Source organism: Oceanobacter kriegii DSM 6294 (genome assembly GCF_000422845.1).
In the GTDB taxonomy this organism is placed as follows: Bacteria; Pseudomonadota; Gammaproteobacteria; order Pseudomonadales; family Oceanobacteraceae; genus Oceanobacter; species Oceanobacter kriegii.
Genome location: NZ_KE383934.1, coordinates 1 through 16,378, shown reverse-complemented (window position 1 = coordinate 16,378; position 16,378 = coordinate 1). Strand labels below are relative to the sequence as shown.

Annotated in this window: 17 protein-coding genes, 4 tRNA genes and 1 other RNA gene; 14 read left to right on the top strand and 8 right to left on the bottom strand. The window is 56.3% G+C overall.

Annotated elements, in window-relative coordinates:
• Positions 1–242 precede the first annotated feature (242 nt).
• Positions 243–319: transfer RNA gene (locus G516_RS0118900), tRNA-Ile, on the top strand.
• A gap of 49 nt (positions 320–368) precedes the next feature.
• Here G516_RS0118900 and G516_RS0118895 read toward each other — a convergent pair.
• Entirely contained in the window at positions 369–1,298 is a 930-nt protein-coding gene (locus G516_RS0118895) for a LysR family transcriptional regulator (protein WP_028294970.1), read from the bottom strand.
• A 136-nt stretch (positions 1,299–1,434) separates the two neighbouring features.
• Between G516_RS0118895 and mdcA the strand changes: the two genes are divergently transcribed.
• The 11 genes from mdcA (at position 1,435) to G516_RS0118840 (ending at position 10,967) form a co-directional block, all read left to right on the top strand.
• The gene (mdcA, locus tag G516_RS0118890) at positions 1,435–3,096 is read left to right on the top strand and encodes a malonate decarboxylase subunit alpha (protein WP_028294969.1); all 1,662 of its coding nucleotides are present in this window, start codon (positions 1,435–1,437) and stop codon (positions 3,094–3,096) included.
• Positions 3,097–3,098: 2 nt separating this feature from the next.
• Entirely contained in the window at positions 3,099–4,061 is a 963-nt protein-coding gene (locus G516_RS23350) for a triphosphoribosyl-dephospho-CoA synthase (RefSeq protein WP_051219623.1), read from the top strand.
• 12 nt (positions 4,062–4,073) lie between these two features.
• Entirely contained in the window at positions 4,074–4,418 is a 345-nt protein-coding gene (gene mdcC, locus G516_RS23345; protein ID WP_051219622.1) for a malonate decarboxylase acyl carrier protein, read from the top strand.
• A gap of 1 nt (position 4,419) precedes the next feature.
• A complete protein-coding gene (locus G516_RS0118875) occupies positions 4,420–5,280 on the top strand; it encodes a biotin-independent malonate decarboxylase subunit beta (RefSeq protein WP_211225149.1) in 861 nt (286 codons plus the stop codon).
• Positions 5,277–6,116, top strand: coding sequence for a biotin-independent malonate decarboxylase subunit gamma (mdcE, locus tag G516_RS0118870; protein WP_028294967.1), 840 nt, complete (start codon positions 5,277–5,279; stop codon positions 6,114–6,116). The genes G516_RS0118875 and mdcE overlap by 4 nt, the downstream gene beginning before the upstream one ends.
• A gap of 2 nt (positions 6,117–6,118) precedes the next feature.
• Positions 6,119–6,925: a malonate decarboxylase holo-ACP synthase gene (locus tag G516_RS24180; protein WP_051219621.1), complete on the top strand. Its 807-nt coding sequence runs from the start codon at positions 6,119–6,121 to the stop codon at positions 6,923–6,925.
• Entirely contained in the window at positions 6,922–7,833 is a 912-nt protein-coding gene (locus G516_RS0118860) for an ACP S-malonyltransferase (protein ID WP_028294966.1), read from the top strand. The genes G516_RS24180 and G516_RS0118860 overlap by 4 nt, the downstream gene beginning before the upstream one ends.
• Before the next feature lie 216 nt (positions 7,834–8,049).
• The gene (madL, locus tag G516_RS23335) at positions 8,050–8,490 is read left to right on the top strand and encodes a malonate transporter subunit MadL (protein ID WP_051219620.1); all 441 of its coding nucleotides are present in this window, start codon (positions 8,050–8,052) and stop codon (positions 8,488–8,490) included.
• A gap of 8 nt (positions 8,491–8,498) precedes the next feature.
• On the top strand, positions 8,499–9,263 hold the full coding sequence (gene madM, locus G516_RS0118850; protein ID WP_028294965.1) for a malonate transporter subunit MadM: 765 nt from the start codon (positions 8,499–8,501) through the stop codon (positions 9,261–9,263).
• A 498-nt stretch (positions 9,264–9,761) separates the two neighbouring features.
• A complete protein-coding gene (locus G516_RS0118845) occupies positions 9,762–10,415 on the top strand; it encodes a hypothetical protein (RefSeq protein ID WP_028294964.1) in 654 nt (217 codons plus the stop codon).
• Positions 10,416–10,481: 66 nt separating this feature from the next.
• Positions 10,482–10,967 (top strand): YaiI/YqxD family protein, encoded by a 486-nt coding sequence (locus G516_RS0118840; protein WP_051219619.1) that lies wholly within the window; start codon positions 10,482–10,484, stop codon positions 10,965–10,967.
• Between the two features lies 1 nt (position 10,968).
• Here the strand turns inward: G516_RS0118840 and G516_RS23330 are convergent, their stop codons facing one another.
• Entirely contained in the window at positions 10,969–11,799 is an 831-nt protein-coding gene (locus G516_RS23330) for a GGDEF domain-containing protein (protein WP_084645231.1), read from the bottom strand.
• A 148-nt stretch (positions 11,800–11,947) separates the two neighbouring features.
• Here G516_RS23330 and G516_RS0118830 point away from each other — a divergent pair, with 148 nt between their 5' ends.
• Positions 11,948–12,778: a methyltransferase domain-containing protein gene (locus G516_RS0118830; RefSeq protein ID WP_051219618.1), complete on the top strand. Its 831-nt coding sequence runs from the start codon at positions 11,948–11,950 to the stop codon at positions 12,776–12,778.
• Positions 12,775–13,281, top strand: a complete 507-nt coding sequence (locus tag G516_RS0118825) for a DUF523 domain-containing protein (RefSeq protein ID WP_028294961.1) — start codon at positions 12,775–12,777, stop codon at positions 13,279–13,281. Before G516_RS0118830 ends, G516_RS0118825 begins: the two co-directional genes overlap by 4 nt.
• Before the next feature lie 221 nt (positions 13,282–13,502).
• Here G516_RS0118825 and G516_RS24540 read toward each other — a convergent pair.
• The 6 genes from G516_RS24540 to G516_RS0118800 form a co-directional block, all read right to left on the bottom strand.
• Positions 13,503–13,617, bottom strand: a non-coding RNA gene (locus G516_RS24540) — RtT sRNA.
• Positions 13,618–13,673: 56 nt separating this feature from the next.
• A tRNA-Arg gene (locus G516_RS0118820) sits at positions 13,674–13,750 on the bottom strand.
• 45 nt (positions 13,751–13,795) lie between these two features.
• A tRNA-Arg gene (locus G516_RS0118815) sits at positions 13,796–13,872 on the bottom strand.
• Positions 13,873–13,953: 81 nt separating this feature from the next.
• Positions 13,954–14,044: transfer RNA gene (locus G516_RS0118810), tRNA-Ser, on the bottom strand.
• 68 nt (positions 14,045–14,112) lie between these two features.
• Entirely contained in the window at positions 14,113–14,307 is a 195-nt protein-coding gene (gene csrA, locus G516_RS0118805; RefSeq protein WP_028294960.1) for a carbon storage regulator CsrA, read from the bottom strand.
• Between the two features lie 186 nt (positions 14,308–14,493).
• Positions 14,494–15,735 carry an aspartate kinase gene (locus G516_RS0118800; RefSeq protein WP_028294959.1) on the bottom strand — a complete coding sequence of 414 codons (1,242 nt, stop codon included), beginning with the start codon at positions 15,733–15,735 and terminating at the stop codon, positions 14,494–14,496.
• Positions 15,736–16,378: the final 643 nt, after the last annotated feature.

Sequence of the window (16,378 nt, the reverse complement as noted above, 5' to 3'; positions counted from 1 at the left end):
CGTTTTGTATCTGTTGCGCCCAGACAGCGCCGTTATCCAACGCCTGAGAGAGCTGCTGATAGTACGGTTAACAGAACCGCTGACAAAAATGGATCACGAATTTTTCCGTTATCTATCAGAGCAGTAGCGTTGAAACCCCCAACTACGTATAATCGGCGGCGCTTTAAAGACGGAAGGATGCTGTCGCACTTTTTGTCAGCTTCGCACTGCGGCGCAACGCCACAGAATGCGAACCAAGCAAGGGGCCTGTAGCTCAGTTGGTTAGAGCAGTCGACTCATAATCGATTGGTCCACGGTTCAAGTCCGTGCAGGCCCACCATTTTTACCCCGCTTTGACACCACCTTACCGGTTTTGACACCACAAACCGTTACCGCGCACCTTGCCAACCCGGCTCTTCCATTGCCGACATCCGGCACTCCGCAATACAACTCAGAATCCTCGGGTCACGTTCCCGGTTGGCCAAACAGACCATAAAGATACGCTGCTTGATGTCTTCCAGACCTTCCATCGGGATCATGCGAATCTTGTTTTCAAACACCGACTCCACCCGTTTGGGCAGCAAGGCATAACCCACACCGGCACTGACCATGCTGATCAACGAAAAAATATCGCTGACCTGGGTGACCACATTGGGGGTAAAGCCTGCCCGTTCAAACGCCATGTAGCTGTCCCGATAGGTGGCGAAACCCGGTGTCAGGGTGACGAAGGTATCATTCTGCAAGGTCGATAAATTGATGCTGCTGGCATCCGCCAGCGGACTGTCGACAGGCACTGCCAGCATCACCTGATCTTCAAACAACGGCAATGCAGTGTATTCCGGTTCCTGCGGAGCCTGCGTCAACGATACCAGAATGGCGTCCAGTTCCAGCTCTCGCAGTTTGCGAAATAACACCTCGTTGGAGTCCAACGTCAGCTCAATATTGAGATCACCCCGGCGTAATTTCAGCCCGGCGATAAGATGCGGAACCGTGTTCAGGGTCAGAGAGTAAAGCGCGCCCAGTTTGAATTGGCTCGAAAAGAGGCCTGCGGTTTCACGGGTCACCTTCACCGCATCGTCCAGTCCGTGCAGCAATTGCTCTACCCGTTCTTCAAAAATCCGGGCACTGGGAAGCGGTACTAACAGGCGTCCTTCCTGTCGAAACAACGGACATTTCAACGATTCCTCCAGCGAGTGAATGGCCCGATGAACACTGACGCTGCTTAGCTTCAGCTGGTCTGCGGCACCGGCCAGAGTGCCGGTTTTCATAAACGCCAAAAAGATCTCCAGCTTCTTCACCGTCAGGTTGTCGTCGAGCATGTCGTTGTCCTTATTGTTCTGTGACTGCCATCCACAACTATTACTCTGACAGTAATGGTTGGTCAATCAGCTTGATTGATGCCCCCATCACCGCAGGCCTATCGTCGAAGAAAAATAACAACCAGAGGACGTTCCCATGCAGGCCTGTGCTGACAGCCACTCCCAGTGGTCGACCCGAAGAAGTGACACCCAACAACGCAAAGACAGCATCGCCAACCTGGTCGACGGTGTGATCATCGACACCGGGGATATCTGCAAGGCGCTGGAGCGCCTGATCAAACCCGGCGACCGTGTGGTGCTGGAAGGCAACAACCAGAAACAGGCGGATTTTCTGTCGCGTTCACTCGGCAGCCTGAACCCCGACAAGGTAAATAACCTGCACATGCTGATGCCAAGCGTCGGCCGCCCGGAGCACCTGGACCTGTTTGAAAATGGCATTGCCCGCAAACTCGACTTCTCATTCTCAGGTCCGCAAAGCCTGCGTATTGGCCAGCTGATGGAAGATGGCTTGCTGGAAGTCGGCGCGATTCATACCTACATCGAGCTGTACGCCCGTCTGTTTGTTGACCTGACCCCAAGAGTGGCGCTGCTGGCCGGTTTTACCGCCGACCGCGAAGGCAATATCTACACCGGCCCCAGCACCGAAGACACCCCGGCACTGGCCGAGGCCGCCGCTTTCCGCGATGGCATTGTGATATTTCAGGTGAACGAAATTGTCGACGACGTCAGCGACCTGCCTCGTGTTGATATTCCGGCGTCCTGGGTCGATTACGTGGTGCAGGCCGACCAGCCATTTTTCATTGAGCCCCTGTTTACCCGCGACCCACGACTGATTACCGACCTGCATGTGCTGATGGGCATGATGGCGATTCGTGGCATTTACGAGCGCCACAAGGTGCAATCCCTTAACCATGGAATCGGCTTCAATACCGCCGCCATCGAACTGCTGTTACCCACCTACGGAGAACAGCTGGGCCTGAAAGGCAAGATTTGCCGCCATTGGACGCTGAACCCGCACCCCACTCTGATTCCAGCCATTGAAAGCGGCTGGGTCGAAAGTGTGCATTGCTTTGGCACCGAGCTCGGTATGGAAAACTACATTGCCGCTCGGCCGGATATTTTCTTCACCGGTAAAGACGGCTCGCTGCGCTCCAACCGCGCCTTCTGTCAGCTGGCGGGCCAGTACGCCGTCGATATGTTCATTGGCTCGACCTTGCAAGTGGATCAGGATGGCAACTCTTCCACCGTTACCCGTGGTCGACTGGCGGGCTTCGGCGGTGCGCCAAACATGGGCCATGATCCCGGCGGCCGCCGCCACTCGTCTCCAGCCTGGCTGGACATGCGCCCGGACGATGCCTTGCTGACCAAAGGCCGCAAGCTGGTCGTTCAAATGGTCGAAACCTGGCAAGACAGCAGCAAGCCAACCCTGGTTGAAGAACTCGACGCTTTGGCCATGGCCCGCGATTACCAGATGTCACTGGCACCGGTGATGATTTACGCCAGCGACGTCACCCATGTGTTGACCGAAGAAGGCATTGCCTACGTCTACAAAGCCGAGTCTCTGGAGCAGCGCCGCGCCATGATCGCCGCCATTGCTGGTGTTACCCCAATGGGCCTGAAACAGGACCCCGCCGAAACCGCACGACTGCGTGCCGCCGGTCTGGTGGCCTATCCGGAAGACCTTGGCATTCGCCGCAGTGACGCCAGACGCAGCTTGCTGGCAGCGCAAAGCATCAGCGAGCTGGAACAGATGTCCGGCGGCCTGTACCAGCCACCTGCCAAATTCCGGAGCTGGTAATCATGAACACATTGCAACGGAACAATCCGCTCCGCACTTCGACGGCCAAATCCAGCCTCACGCCCGATCAACTGGGCCAGTTGGCCTGCTGGGCACTGCACGAAGAAGCAGCGCTGGCACCCAAACCAGCGCTGGTCGACAGCCGTGGAAACGGCGCTCACAGCGATATGCAGTTGTCGCTGATGCAGGCATCGGCCACCACTTTACAGCCCTGGTTTGCCGCCATGGCGGAGTTACCTGAACGCTATCAGGGGCTGGCTCTGCGAATGCAACTTGGTGCTTTGGGTCGTCAGGCGGAAGCCGACATGCTGCGCACCACCGCCGGCATCAACACTCATCGCGGGGCCATCTGGGCTTTGGGGTTACTGGTGTGCGCTGCTGCTCAAACAGATGCCCAAGCAGGCTCGAAAAACAACACATCCTCGATCACCAACACCTTGCAACACGCTGCAGCCCTGGCCCGCATCACCGACCCGGCTTTGCCGAAGTCTGACGCAAACCCCAGCAAAGGCCTGACCGCTTGCCGCCAATACAAGGTGACCGGAGCCCGCGAAGAAGCCCAGCAAGGCTTTCCACACATCCACCAGCTGGCCTTACCTGAATTGCGCAACAGTCGCGCCAACGGAGAAACCGAAGACGTTGCGCGCCTGAATGCCCTGTTGGCGATCATGTCGTCGCTGACCGACACCTGCGTGCTGTCCCGCGCGGGCATGGAAGGCCTGTTGGAAATGCAGCAAGGAGCCCGCGACATTCTCCAATACGGAGGGTTTGGCAGTCGTGCAGGCAAGGCTCGCTTTGGCCGTTACGAACAACAATTGCTGGCTTTACGGGCGTCCGCTGGCGGTGCTGCGGATTTACTGGCCGCCACGCTGCTGCTCGATCGTCTGTATCCACAGCATACAGATACCCCATCGTCCCGTTTATCCAATGCCCCCGCAGTTTGGGCAACGACAGACCAACAATAACAAGGAGTCGTCATGGAAACCCTGCACATACAACTGCCTGCCACACCACAACCGCTGCAACGCGCACTGGTTGGCCAGGTGGGTTCCGGCGATCTGGAAGTGATGATCGAACCCAATCCAGGCTCGGACACGCTGGACATCCACATCCAGACCTCTGTCAGCGGTGCCGAAGTGCGCTGGCGTCAGCTGCTACAACAGATTGCCAACACCCGCAGCCTGCCCGCCATGCGGATGGATATTCACGACTTTGCCGCCACCCCGGGCGTCGTCCGCCTGCGACTGGAGCAAGCCATCGAACAGGCGTCAGGCCAGCAACACCACTCAGGTCAGCAACACCACTCAGAACAGGAGCAGTGAGATGAGCACTCAAATGCAACCACAAACCACTGCAGCCACCGGCTTTACCGACCTCAGCGCCCGCGACCGGGTTCGCAGCCTGCTGGACCCAGGCACCATGCACGAACTGCTGACACCGTTTGACCGCCTGACCTCCCCGTGGCTGGAAAAACAGGGCGTTGTTCCCCAGTTTGATGACGGCGTGGTGATCGCCCGCGGCAAGATTAACGGCCAAAACACCCTGGTGGCCGCCATTGAAGGCAGCTTTCAGGGTGGCAGCCTTGGCGAAGTTGGCGGTGCCAAAATCGCCGGTGCGCTGGAATTGGCGATTGAGGAAAACCGCAACGGCAATCCCACCAGCGCTGTGCTGGTACTCGAAACCGGCGGCGTACGTCTGCAGGAAGCCAACCTCGGGCTGGCCGCCATCGCCGATATTCAATCCGCCATTGTTGAACTGCGCGCAATGCAGCCCGTGGTGGCGGTAATTACCGGCCCGGTTGGCTGCTTTGGTGGCATGTCGATCAGTGCCGGTCTGTGCAGCTACCTGATCATGACCCGCGAAGGCCGCCTGGGCTTGAATGGCCCACAGGTGATCGAACAGGAAGCCGGTGTGAACGAATACGACTCCCGCGACCGTGGCCTGATCTGGGGCCTGACCGGTGGCGAACAGCGTTTTCAGTGTGGCCTGATTGATCAGCTGGTATCGGGCAGCGTCGGCGATACTCGCAGCGCCGTTGTGCAGTGTCTGGCATCCGGCGTGCCGGCGGTGCATCCCAGCGAAGCCTGGCTGCAACACAAGGACGCCCTGCAAGCCATCGATATGGATCAACCCATGACGCCCTCTTACGCCCGTCAGATTCTGCAACAAGGAGATGACCAATGAGTACTCTCATCAGCCCAAAAGGCCTGCAATGGTTTGCAGCACTGACCAAGCAATGCCAGAGCATCAGCACACCGATTGATTCTGTCCGTATCGCCGACGGCGAACTGGGCGCCCACAGCTGTCGTTTTCTGCTGGTGACCGCCAACCCACAAGCGCACTTTCCACGGGCGCGCCGGGGAGAAGTCGGCCTGCAAGAAGGCATCGCCCTGGCCGAAGCCATTAACGATGTAATTGAGCAAGACGCCCACAGCGACAGCAAACGCACCCTGGTCGCCATTGTCGATACCCCAAGCCAGGCCTATGGTCGCCGCGAAGAAGCCATGGGTATTCATCAGGCATTGGCAGCGTCAGTCAGTGCTTATGCCCGCGCCCGCCAGGCCGGTCATCCGGTCATTGCCCTGCTGGTAGGCAAAGCCATGTCTGGCGCGTTTCTGGCACATGGCTATCAGGCCGACCGTATCCTTACCCTCGCCAATGACGCCGTGATGGTACACGCCATGGGCAAAGCCGCTGCGGCCCGTATCACCATGCGGACCGAAGACGAGCTGGATGTACTGGCTCAATCTGTGCCGCCAATGGCCTACGACCTGAAAAGCTATGCCTCATTAGGGCTGGTCGACACCATGCTGGAGTTAAGCCCGGCGAGCAGTGATTCGGACGTAAACGAAGCACCGGGTGAACTGGATACCAGTTTGGTGGAGCAGGCCTTGCGCACCACACAAGCTGACATCCTCAAGCAGCCTCGCGGTTTGAGCCGTCGTTTACACGGCCAAAACCGTCAGGCCTCGCTGCGGGTGCGCCAGATGCTGGCCGAGCAATGGAACGCCGGAGCATAACCATGAACGTTCACCCTCACGACCTGCTGCGATTCGACGTCTCCGGACTGCGCGCAATCAGCGCGCAGCAACCGCTGCCTGTTTGGCTGTCGTTTGATCGTCCATGCCAACAGGGCTCAGCGGCCAAAAAAACCGCTGTGCAAACGGGTTGGACGGTGGTGCGCCGGGCGCTGCATCGTGAGTGTGAACACACGGGCGCAAGGTTGATTCCGGTGGGGTTACGGGGTGCCAACAAACAGCAACGGTATGCCGCCTGGCTGGAAGCCGGTGCAGTGCTGGAAAGCCGCTCCCCCGAGCAGCTGGCAATCCCCGCACAACAACGCATGGCAACCGGCGATCACCCGGTTTGGCAGGCCCTGCAGGGATTGGCCACCAGCCTGAATAATCTCAGCCACCAAAACAACAGCCATCAAAACAACAGCGTTAGTTGGGGCGTCACCGGCAGTCTGGGGTTCGAGCTAGCGACCGGCATTGAGCAACTGACTGACAGCAGCGATCTCGACCTGTTAATCCGTGCACCACTGCCCTTGTCGCCTGCCCAATTGCAGTCGCTGCACACGCTGTGTTGGCAACAGGCTTGCCGGGTGGATATCCAGATCGAAACTCCGGTTGGAGCATTCGCCCTGAAAGAGTGGCTGTCGGACAGCCATACGCTGCTGCTGAAAACCGCCACAGGGCCCGTGCTGACGTCCAATCCATGGCAGCAAGTCCAACCCCAGAAACAGGCCCAGAAACAGGTACAGCCACAAATAACCGGCACGAAAACCAACACGACAACCAACACAACAACCAGGGGAGCCATCGCATGAGCCGCGTATTCAGCTTCCCCGGCCAGGGTGCCCAGCGAGTTGGCATGTTGCAAACACTGCCTGATAGCAAGCGGGTAAAACACCGCATCGACGAAGCCGAACAGATTCTGGGCTGCCACTTGCACACGCTGGATAACCATGACGCCTTTCAGCACACCCGTAATGTTCAGCTGGCCCTCACCATCAGCGGTGTGATCTGGGCAGAAACCCTGATTGAACAGGGTATTCAGCCAGATTACGTGCAAGGGCTGTCGATCGGCGCCTACCCCGCGGCGGTGATTGCCGGTGTACTGGAATTTACCGACGCCCTGACACTGGTATCCCTGCGCGGCAACCTGATGCAGCAGGCCTACCCCGATGGCTACGGCATGACCGCCTTGCTGAATACCCACCAGCAAACGCTGGAGCACGTACTACAGCAGCAACGGCGAGCTGGCGACGACGTGTATCTGGCCAACCTGAATTCCGACAGTCAGTTTGTGATTGCCGGTGCTCACACCGCCATGGAGCGCACCGTGAGCTTGCTAAAACAGGGTGGCCATTGCAGCAGTCGACGACTGGACGTCACTGTGCCCTCTCATTGCGACTTGTTGACTCCGCAGGCCGAACAACTGCAACAGGCCTTGTCCACCGTCGCCATGAACCGGCCATCGATCCGTTACCTCAGTGCTGCCCGTGCCCGGCTTCTGCCAACCGCAGATGCCATTCGCCACGATCTGGCCTGGAACATGGCCTCGCAGGTGCACTGGCACGACTGCAATAGCCTGTTGGCAGAACGTGGTGTCACCTGCGTGTTTGAAATGCCCCCCGGCGGCACCTTGACCCCATTGAGCCGACGGGCAATGGCACAAGCTCGTTGCCTCGCCGTTAACGACCATTCACTGGAGCATCTGCAGCAATTGGCCTGAGCAAAAAACGAATAACAAACCAGCAGCAAGCGCTATGGACTTTCCACAGCATTGCATTCATACAGGGAGGAGTTGATTCATATTCGGCCCCAACGGGTCCGAGCCAAAAACAAAAAATAACGACGGAAAAATAACAACAGTAAGAAAACAACCAGCAGTACACACAACCAATCAGTCACAACCAGTAATAAATTTAACAATATCTGGAGACGAACCATGATTATTTACGGTGTTGCACTCTTGTCCGTCTGCACCCTGACGGGCATCACCATAGGCCAGGTACTTGGCAAACTGATCGGCATTCCGGCCAATGTCGGCGGTGTCGGTATCGCCATGATCCTGCTGATTCTCGCTGGCAGCTACCTGCAAAAGCGCGGCTACCTCAATCTCAAAACCGAACAGGGCATTGAATTCTGGAGCGCCATCTACATTCCCGTAGTGGTTGCCATGGCAGCCAAGCAAAACGTACTCGGCGCACTGACCGGCGGGCCCATGGCCATTACCGCTGGCGTCAGTGCCGTGGTACTCAGCTTTGCACTGGTACCGGTACTCGACCGCATGGGCGCAGACAAGCAACAAGCCCCTGACGATGCGCCTGCCACAGGCCATAGCACCAACAATAACAACAACCATGCCCAAACCAGCACAGGTCAATGAGGTGAGCTATGTACGAATCCATGCTTGAAGTCAGCGCCAAATACAGCCTGGTGACGGGATTTGCCGTGATCGGTGCCACCATGTGGTTCTCCTACTGGGCCTCTGGCAAATTTACCAATGGCCGCGTTCATGGCTCGGCCATTGCCATCATGCTGGGTCTGTTTATGGCCTACCTGGGTGGTGTGTTCAGCGGTGGTCAGAAAGGCGTTGTCGACCTGCCATTGCTGTCGGGGATCGGCATTCTCGGCGGCACCATGCTGCGGGATTTCGCCATTGTCGCCACCGGTTTCGGGGTCAATATCGAAGAGCTGAAACGGGCCGGCAGTGCCGGCGTCATGGCGCTGGTGATGGGGATTGTCACCTCATTTGTGGCTGGGGTCGGCATTGCCGCCGCGTTTGGTTATACCGACGCCGTCAGCATGACCACCATTGGTGCCGGTGCCATCACCTACATTGTGGGGCCGGTGACGGGGGCTGCCATTGGTGCATCGTCCGAAGTCATGGCGCTGTCGATTGCAGCCGGTCTGGTGAAGTCGATTCTGGTGATGATCGCCACGCCGTTTGTGGCACCTTACATTGGCCTGAACAACTCCCGCACTGCGGTGATCTTTGGTGGCTTGATGGGGACTTCCAGCGGAGTAGCCGCCGGACTGGCCGCCACCGACCCCAAACTGGTGCCGTATGGCTGTCTGACCGCAGCATTCTATACCGCGTTAGGTTGCTTGCTGGGCCCCTCGTTGCTGTACATTGTTATTCGAGGCATCGCTGGTTAAGCGCATCAGCTCCATCGCCGTCAGTCAGCCGCCAGCCCTCAGGTTGGCGAACTGACTGGCGGCGAACTCAACTCATAACTCTACTTACAAGCTCAACTTACACCTCAGCATTAGCTTAAGGACCCTCTGAATAACTCTGCACAGCTCTGCGCGAGTCCTGCAGGTTGTCAGAACAAGGCGGCGAATGCAGCGGAATGGCTGGCCCTTTCCAAATTCGCCAATGCCGTTATGGCGGCCTGCAGGCCGCGCCCAACGGGGAAGACAGGGCATTGCTGACTCTGTGTCGCTGATTTTTGACTTGACCCGTCAGGCCTGCAAATCAGCTTCGTGATTCAGCTTCGCCCTGTCATCCAGAGCAGGCACCGAGTTATTCAGAGGGTCCTTAGCGGTTGATATGTCGTACCTGACGGCAATCCGATCCTGTCATTCCGTTCATCGCTTTGCCCCACTGCCAGCCTTCCGATAGCGTTATTCGGGTAATCAGATCGAGATATACCCATGAAAAAAACAAACATCGGTATTATTTTGATCGTCGACACGGCCGTTGAACGATCGTTAGACACACCTTCGAATGCCACACAGCCACCCTCCGGGCTAGCCGCCCAGCTGGAACAGCTGAAAGCCATCGACGCACCGCTCTATGTGCTGTTCGCCCAATCCCGCTGGCAATCCAATTACCTGCTGGAATCCCTGCAGTGCCATTACGGTATTGCTCCAGACAGCCGTTCAACGGCGGCCTTACTGGCCTACGGTGCACATCAAAACCAGCACTGGCACGGCTGGGCCTTTTGTTTCTTGTCCAGCGGTGTTCAGGCTTCCGCAGTGGCAAGATTGATTCACAGCCAGCAAACCGATGTGCTGGACGCTCCGCTTTTCAGCGCAGCATCGGTATTCGCAGCAGCGCAGGAATTTTACCCCGCCGACGAAGTGGCAACACACATCCCAACAGGTGAAACCAACGAGCGAATGCCCATGCTGTTTCCGCGCCATTGCGGTTACGCCCTGATCACACAGCAGCCTGTGGATGAACTGGCCCATTCAGTCAGCGATGCCAATCGCCCGTATTCAAAACCCCGACAATTGAAGCCTATTTACTCAACAAAAATACCCGACTCAAAAACATCACAGCAGCTGACGGGGTGGCGACACTGACGGCAGCACAAGCGGCGGCTTTTGGCTATGATAGCCGCAGCAATATCGCCGCCGTCAGAGACCCCTATGTCTGAACAATCCCCGCAAACACGCCAGCCCGAAGTCTGGATTGATGCCGATGCCATTCCAGCGGTCGTCCGCGAGGTCATCTGTCGGGCCGCCAATCGCACCGAAACCACCACCTGGTTTGTGTCGAACCACCCACTGCCCTTGCCGAATTCGCCATGGATCAAAAAGCTCTCCGTGGCCTCCGGTTTTGACGTTGCCGATCACACCATTATTGAACGCTGCCAGGCGGGCGATCTGCTGGTGACGCAGGACATTCCTCTGGCTGCAGAGGCATTGGAAAAGGGGCTGGACGCCATCAATCCCCGCGGCGAACCCTACAGCCGGGAAACCATTAAACAGCGTCTGAATATGCGGGACTTTTACGAAACCATGCGCTCAAGCGGCATGCAAAGCGGTGGGCCATCGGCATTTGATCAACGCGACAAGCAGCAGTTTTCCAATTCATTCGATCGCTGGCTAACGCGCAATCGCAAGCCACGTTGAATCAGTTTGGCGAATCGTCGTCCCAGTCCTCGGCCATCCAATCGGATGCCGACGGATCGGACGCGTCTGACCTGAATTTGCCTGTTGCCGGGTCAGAGTCATCCTGGTAACCGCCTTCCTGATCACGATCACCGCCGAACAGGCTCCACATCAGGTCTTTTTCATCTTCGTTCACATGGCTGTCAGCCAATGATTCACGCATAACACAGACCCGATTACGGCCACTTTCCTTGGCCCGATACAACTCGGCGTCCGCGCGCTCAATAAACTCACTGACCTGCAAACCCTCGCCCTGTTCGACCATGGCAATGCCAATGCTGGCCGTCACGGTAAAGGTTTGCTCCTGTTCGTCAAACGACAAACCGGCAATGTTTTCCCGAATTCGTTCCGCAACCGGCCGGGCTGCCATCAACGACGTGGTTGGAAGCACAATCGCAAATTCTTCACCGCCGTAACGGCATTGAATATCCAACTTGCGAGTACTTTCCCGAATCACCCGGGCCGTGGCGACCAGTACCCGGTTACCTGCCTCGTGGCCCCAGGTGTCGTTCACCTGCTTGAAGTGATCCAGATCGACCATCATCAGGCAGGTAGGTAAACCTGAACGCTCGGTGCGCTCGGTTTCGCGATCAATGGCCTCCAACAGGTAGCGCACATTATTCAGCTGCGTCAGAGGGTCCCGGGTCACTTGCTGCCGAAGGGTGATCAATTCCTGCTGAAAACGGCACAGCTGTGCCTCATCGCCACACAGCCAATCGGATTCACGGGCGATCGTGCGATCAGGCGTCGTTGAGGTATTTTCGCTGGATGAATCCCCGCTAACATGGGTCATAACAATGGCAATCCTGTGTTCCACCCAAAAAGTGTAGAACTTCTGGCACATTTTGCTTGTGGCAGTGATATCAGACGCCAGCGACAAAATACGAAGATTCCCACCTCCCGGAGAGGTCGATACACTGCCGGGCCAAGCGGAGAATACGATGACCACCCGACCAGAACTGCACAGCGGCGAACGCCAGCCAGACCGCAATTTCGACGACATTGCCGGACGTTTTCGGCGCACCATTTATGACACCCCCAAAGGTCAGCTGCGTCTGGCTGCCTTGCAGCAGGATTTTCAGGATCTGAAGATTCCACTAGAGGGCAAACGGGTACTCGACCTCGGCGGTGGCCAGGGGCAATTTGCCCTTCAGCTGGCCAAACAAGGTGCTGACATTCAGCTGTGTGACCTGTCTGAAGAAATGATTCGCCATGCCCGTAGTGCCTTTAATGACGCCCAGCAGCCTCTGCACGCGGTGTGTTGCCCATTGCAAGACGCCGGACAACAGTTACAAGGCCCATTTGACCTGGTGATGAACCACGCGGTACTGGAATGGCTGGAAGCCCCATTGCAAGAGCTGCCGACCATTACCCGGCATGTCCGCGACGGCGGTTGGCTGTCATTGATGTTTTACAACCTTCACGGCCACGAATGGCGACAGCTGATGAATGGCCGCACCCACGCCCCACAAGGAGCAACCGACCGCTTACGCAAGGAAGGCAATGCGCCACAGCATCCGCTGGACCCGCAGGCCGTGATGCAGGCGTTGGAACAACAAGGCTTTGAGATTGTGCGCTGGCGCGGCATCCGCTGCATCCACGACCATATGCACCAGAAAATCCGTGAGCGTATTGGCCAACAAAGTGTGCAGGATGCCGATCTGGAATTTGGTCTGAAAGACCCCTATCGACTGTTAGGCCGCTATATTCATGTGATGGCGCGCAAACCTTCATCCGCGGACTCCTCCGATACCCACAGGAGTCAGCCATGAAACTGCTGGTTTCCGCCTGTTTACTGGGAGAACCCGTACGGTATGACGGCAAAGCCAACGACAGCAAGGTTGCCTCGGTTCAGCAAACCATTAACCAGTGGCAACAACGCGGATTAATTGTCCCGGTGTGCCCGGAGCTGATGGGAGGCCTGCCAACGCCACGGCCAGCGGCCGAAATTACCGGAGGCAACGGTGCTGCTGTACTGGCTGGAGCCGCACGCATCATCACCAACGACCAGCAGGACGTCACCGATGCCTTTGTAGAAGGCGCACAACGAGCGCTGGACAGTGCCCGTCAGCACGGAGCGGTTGCTGCCTTGCTGGCAAGCCGCTCTCCGTCTTGTGGCTCGGATAGCACCTATGACGGCAGCTTCAGCGGCACGCTAACGCCGTATCAGGGAGCGACAGCCGCTTTACTAACCGCCAACGGCATTCCCTGCTTTCCACCGGAACGATTCGACGAGCTGAAACAATGGTTCGAGGCAAAGCTGACAGACGCTTGAACAGCCGTTAGTTTTTCGAAAAGCCGGGTGTAACCGCAGCTCGGCACTTTGGCTATAAGGCAGTGGCCTGAAAACAGGACAGGGTTGGAAAATAATAAAGGGGATGGAAACAAGAAAGTAAGGTGACAACAGCGATAAATCAGAAAGCCGTCACTTGTCGGAGATTTTTATATACGTACTGGGATTATTTTCTTTCAGAGGTATAACAAGAGGAATTTGAGTGGCGCGCTCGGGAGGATTACTGCGCCCTGCGGGCCGTCGTCGTTCCTCCGACGTTTTCTCGCTACGCTCGAAGCGAACCCAAGGAGCTTCTCACCTCCGTCGCTTGTCGGAGATTTTTGTATACGTACTGGGATTATTTTCTTTCGGAGGTATAACAAGAGGAATTTGAGTGGCGCGCTCGGGAGGATTCGAACCTCCGACCGCCTGGTTCGTAGCCAGGTACTCTATCCAGCTGAGCTACGAGCGCGCATCAAATTGTTCACGATATGTTCGCATTCAATGAGGTATTGAATGGCGCGCTCGGGAGGATTCGAACCTCCGACCGCCTGGTTCGTAGCCAGGTACTCTATCCAGCTGAGCTACGAGCGCGTATCGTGGGGCGCGTATTTTAGTGATAATTCTTAAAGAGTCAACACTTTTTTTACGCTATCTACCGGGGTAGAAAAAACGTGGCGGAGAGAGAGGGATTCGAACCCTCGATAGGGTATAAACCTATACACCCTTAGCAGGGGTGCGCCTTCAGCCACTCGGCCATCTCTCCTCAACACGGCGCGCATATTACCACGTTTTTTCGTCTTGCCAAGAGAAATTTATAAGAAAAACAAAAATTTAGTAGTTACCGTTCGGATCACCACCGTCTTTCTCTCGTTGGATACGTTGGTAAATTTCCTCGCGATGCACAGCTACTTCTTTTGGTGCGTTAACACCAATACGTACCTGATTGCCTTTGACGCCCAGTACGGTCACTGTCACATCGTCACCGACCATCAATGTCTCGCCTACGCGACGGGTAAGAATAAGCATAGGGTTGCTCCTGAAATCCTGTTTATTAGTTCTAGGGTGCTATGGCGCTGAGCCCGTTCTCTTCATTATTCAGTATTGACCATTGATCCTATCGTGGTCAGAAAAATCACCGAAAATTGAGAACTATTGGTTCTTAGGGGTCCTTCCTGACAGGAAGTTTCCCCCGTTTGTAAAAATCGAAGAGGCTCAGGAAGGAACCTGTGTCTCTTCTTCGGCGTCCAGGCCAAAAGCTGAGTGCAGTGCACGTACAGCCAACTCCAGATACTTCTCAGCGATTACCACAGAGATTTTGATCTCAGACGTGGTGATCGCAAGAATGTTGATGTTCTCGTCCGCCAGCACCTTGAACATTTTGCTGGCAACACCGGCATGGCTACGCATGCCCACGCCCACCATGGATACCTTGCAGATATCGTCGGTGCCAATCACGTGACGGGCTTTCAGTTCTGCTCCGGTGTTTTCCAGAATGGTCTTGGCTTTGGCGTAATCGTTACGATGTACGGTAAAGGTGAAGTCGGTGGTGCCGTCTTCCGATACGTTCTGAACGATCATATCGACTTCAACATTGGCGTCGCTAACAGGGCCAAGAATCTTTGAGGCCACACCCGGTACATCCGGCACGCCCTTGATGGTCAGTTTGGCTTCGTCACGGTTAAAGGCGATGCCTGAGATAACTGGATTTTCCACGGAGCTGTTCTCCTCCATTGTGATCAGTGTGCCGTTGCCTTCCTTGAATGTGGAAAGCACGCGCAGAGGAACCTTGTATTTACCGGCAAATTCTACCGAGCGGATCTGCAATACCTTGGAGCCGAGGCTGGCCATTTCCAGCATTTCCTCGAACGTCACCTTCTCCATCCGCTTGGCAGACGGAACAACGCGCGGGTCGGTGGTGTACACACCATCCACATCGGTATAAATCTGACACTCGTCAGCACCCAGAGCAGCGGCCAACGCAACACCGGTTGTGTCTGAACCGCCACGGCCCAGCGTGGTGATGTTGTTGTCGTCATCAATACCCTGGAAACCGGCCACAATCACCACACCGCCAGCGTCCAGCTGTTCGCGCATGGAAACCGTATCGATGTCTTCGATGCGGGCTTTCATAAAGGAGCTGTCGGTTTTAATGCCTACCTGCCAGCCGGTGTAGGAACGGGCGTTAACGCCGCGCTTTTGCAAGGCCATGGCCAACAAGGCAATGGTGACCTGCTCGCCGGTAGACACCAGCACGTCCATTTCACGCGGCGTCGGGTTATCAGAAATTGCATTGGCCAAACCGATCAAGCGGTTGGTTTCGCCGCTCATCGCCGAGACCGTTACGACCACCTGATGGCCTGCGTCCTGGAAGGATTTCACCTTGTCGGCAACCGCTTCGATACGCTCTACCGTACCGACCGATGTACCGCCGTATTTCTGAACAAAAAGTGCCATGATGTAACAGCCGAAGTTGACTAATTAAAAAGTGTCCAGGGACCCTCTGAAAAACCCGGTGCCTGCTCTGGATGGCTGAGCGACGCTGAATCACGAAGCGGATTTGCAGAGTTATTCAAAGGGGCCTCAGGGACCCTCTGAATAACCCGGTGCCCGCTCTGGATGACAGGGCGACGCTGAATCACGAAGCTGATTTGCAGGCCTGACGGGTCAAGTCAAAAATCAGCGACACAGAGTCAGCAATGCCCTGTCTTCCCCGTTGGGCGCGGCCTGCAGGCCGCCATAACGGTGTTGGCGAATTTGGAAAGGGCCAGCCATTCCGCTGCATTCGCCGCCTTGTTCTGACAACCTGCAGGACTCGCGCAGAGCTGTGCAGAATTATTCAGAGGGTCCCTAGCTAAAAAAGGCGCTAATTAAACAACAATTGTCATTAACAAGAAAGATATCGCAGGTTCATATTTGACTGTTTTTTAGCCAACCCGAACAAACAGAGGGAATTACTGATCGCCCGCTCAGTTTTAAGAACGGTCTGTATTTATCAGCCTCCCAAACAAAAAAAGCAGGCCGAAGCCTGCTTTTATACGGGGAACAAAAGCGAATCAGAGCACGCCTTCGGCCCATTTTTCAAAGGCAGCCAACGCAT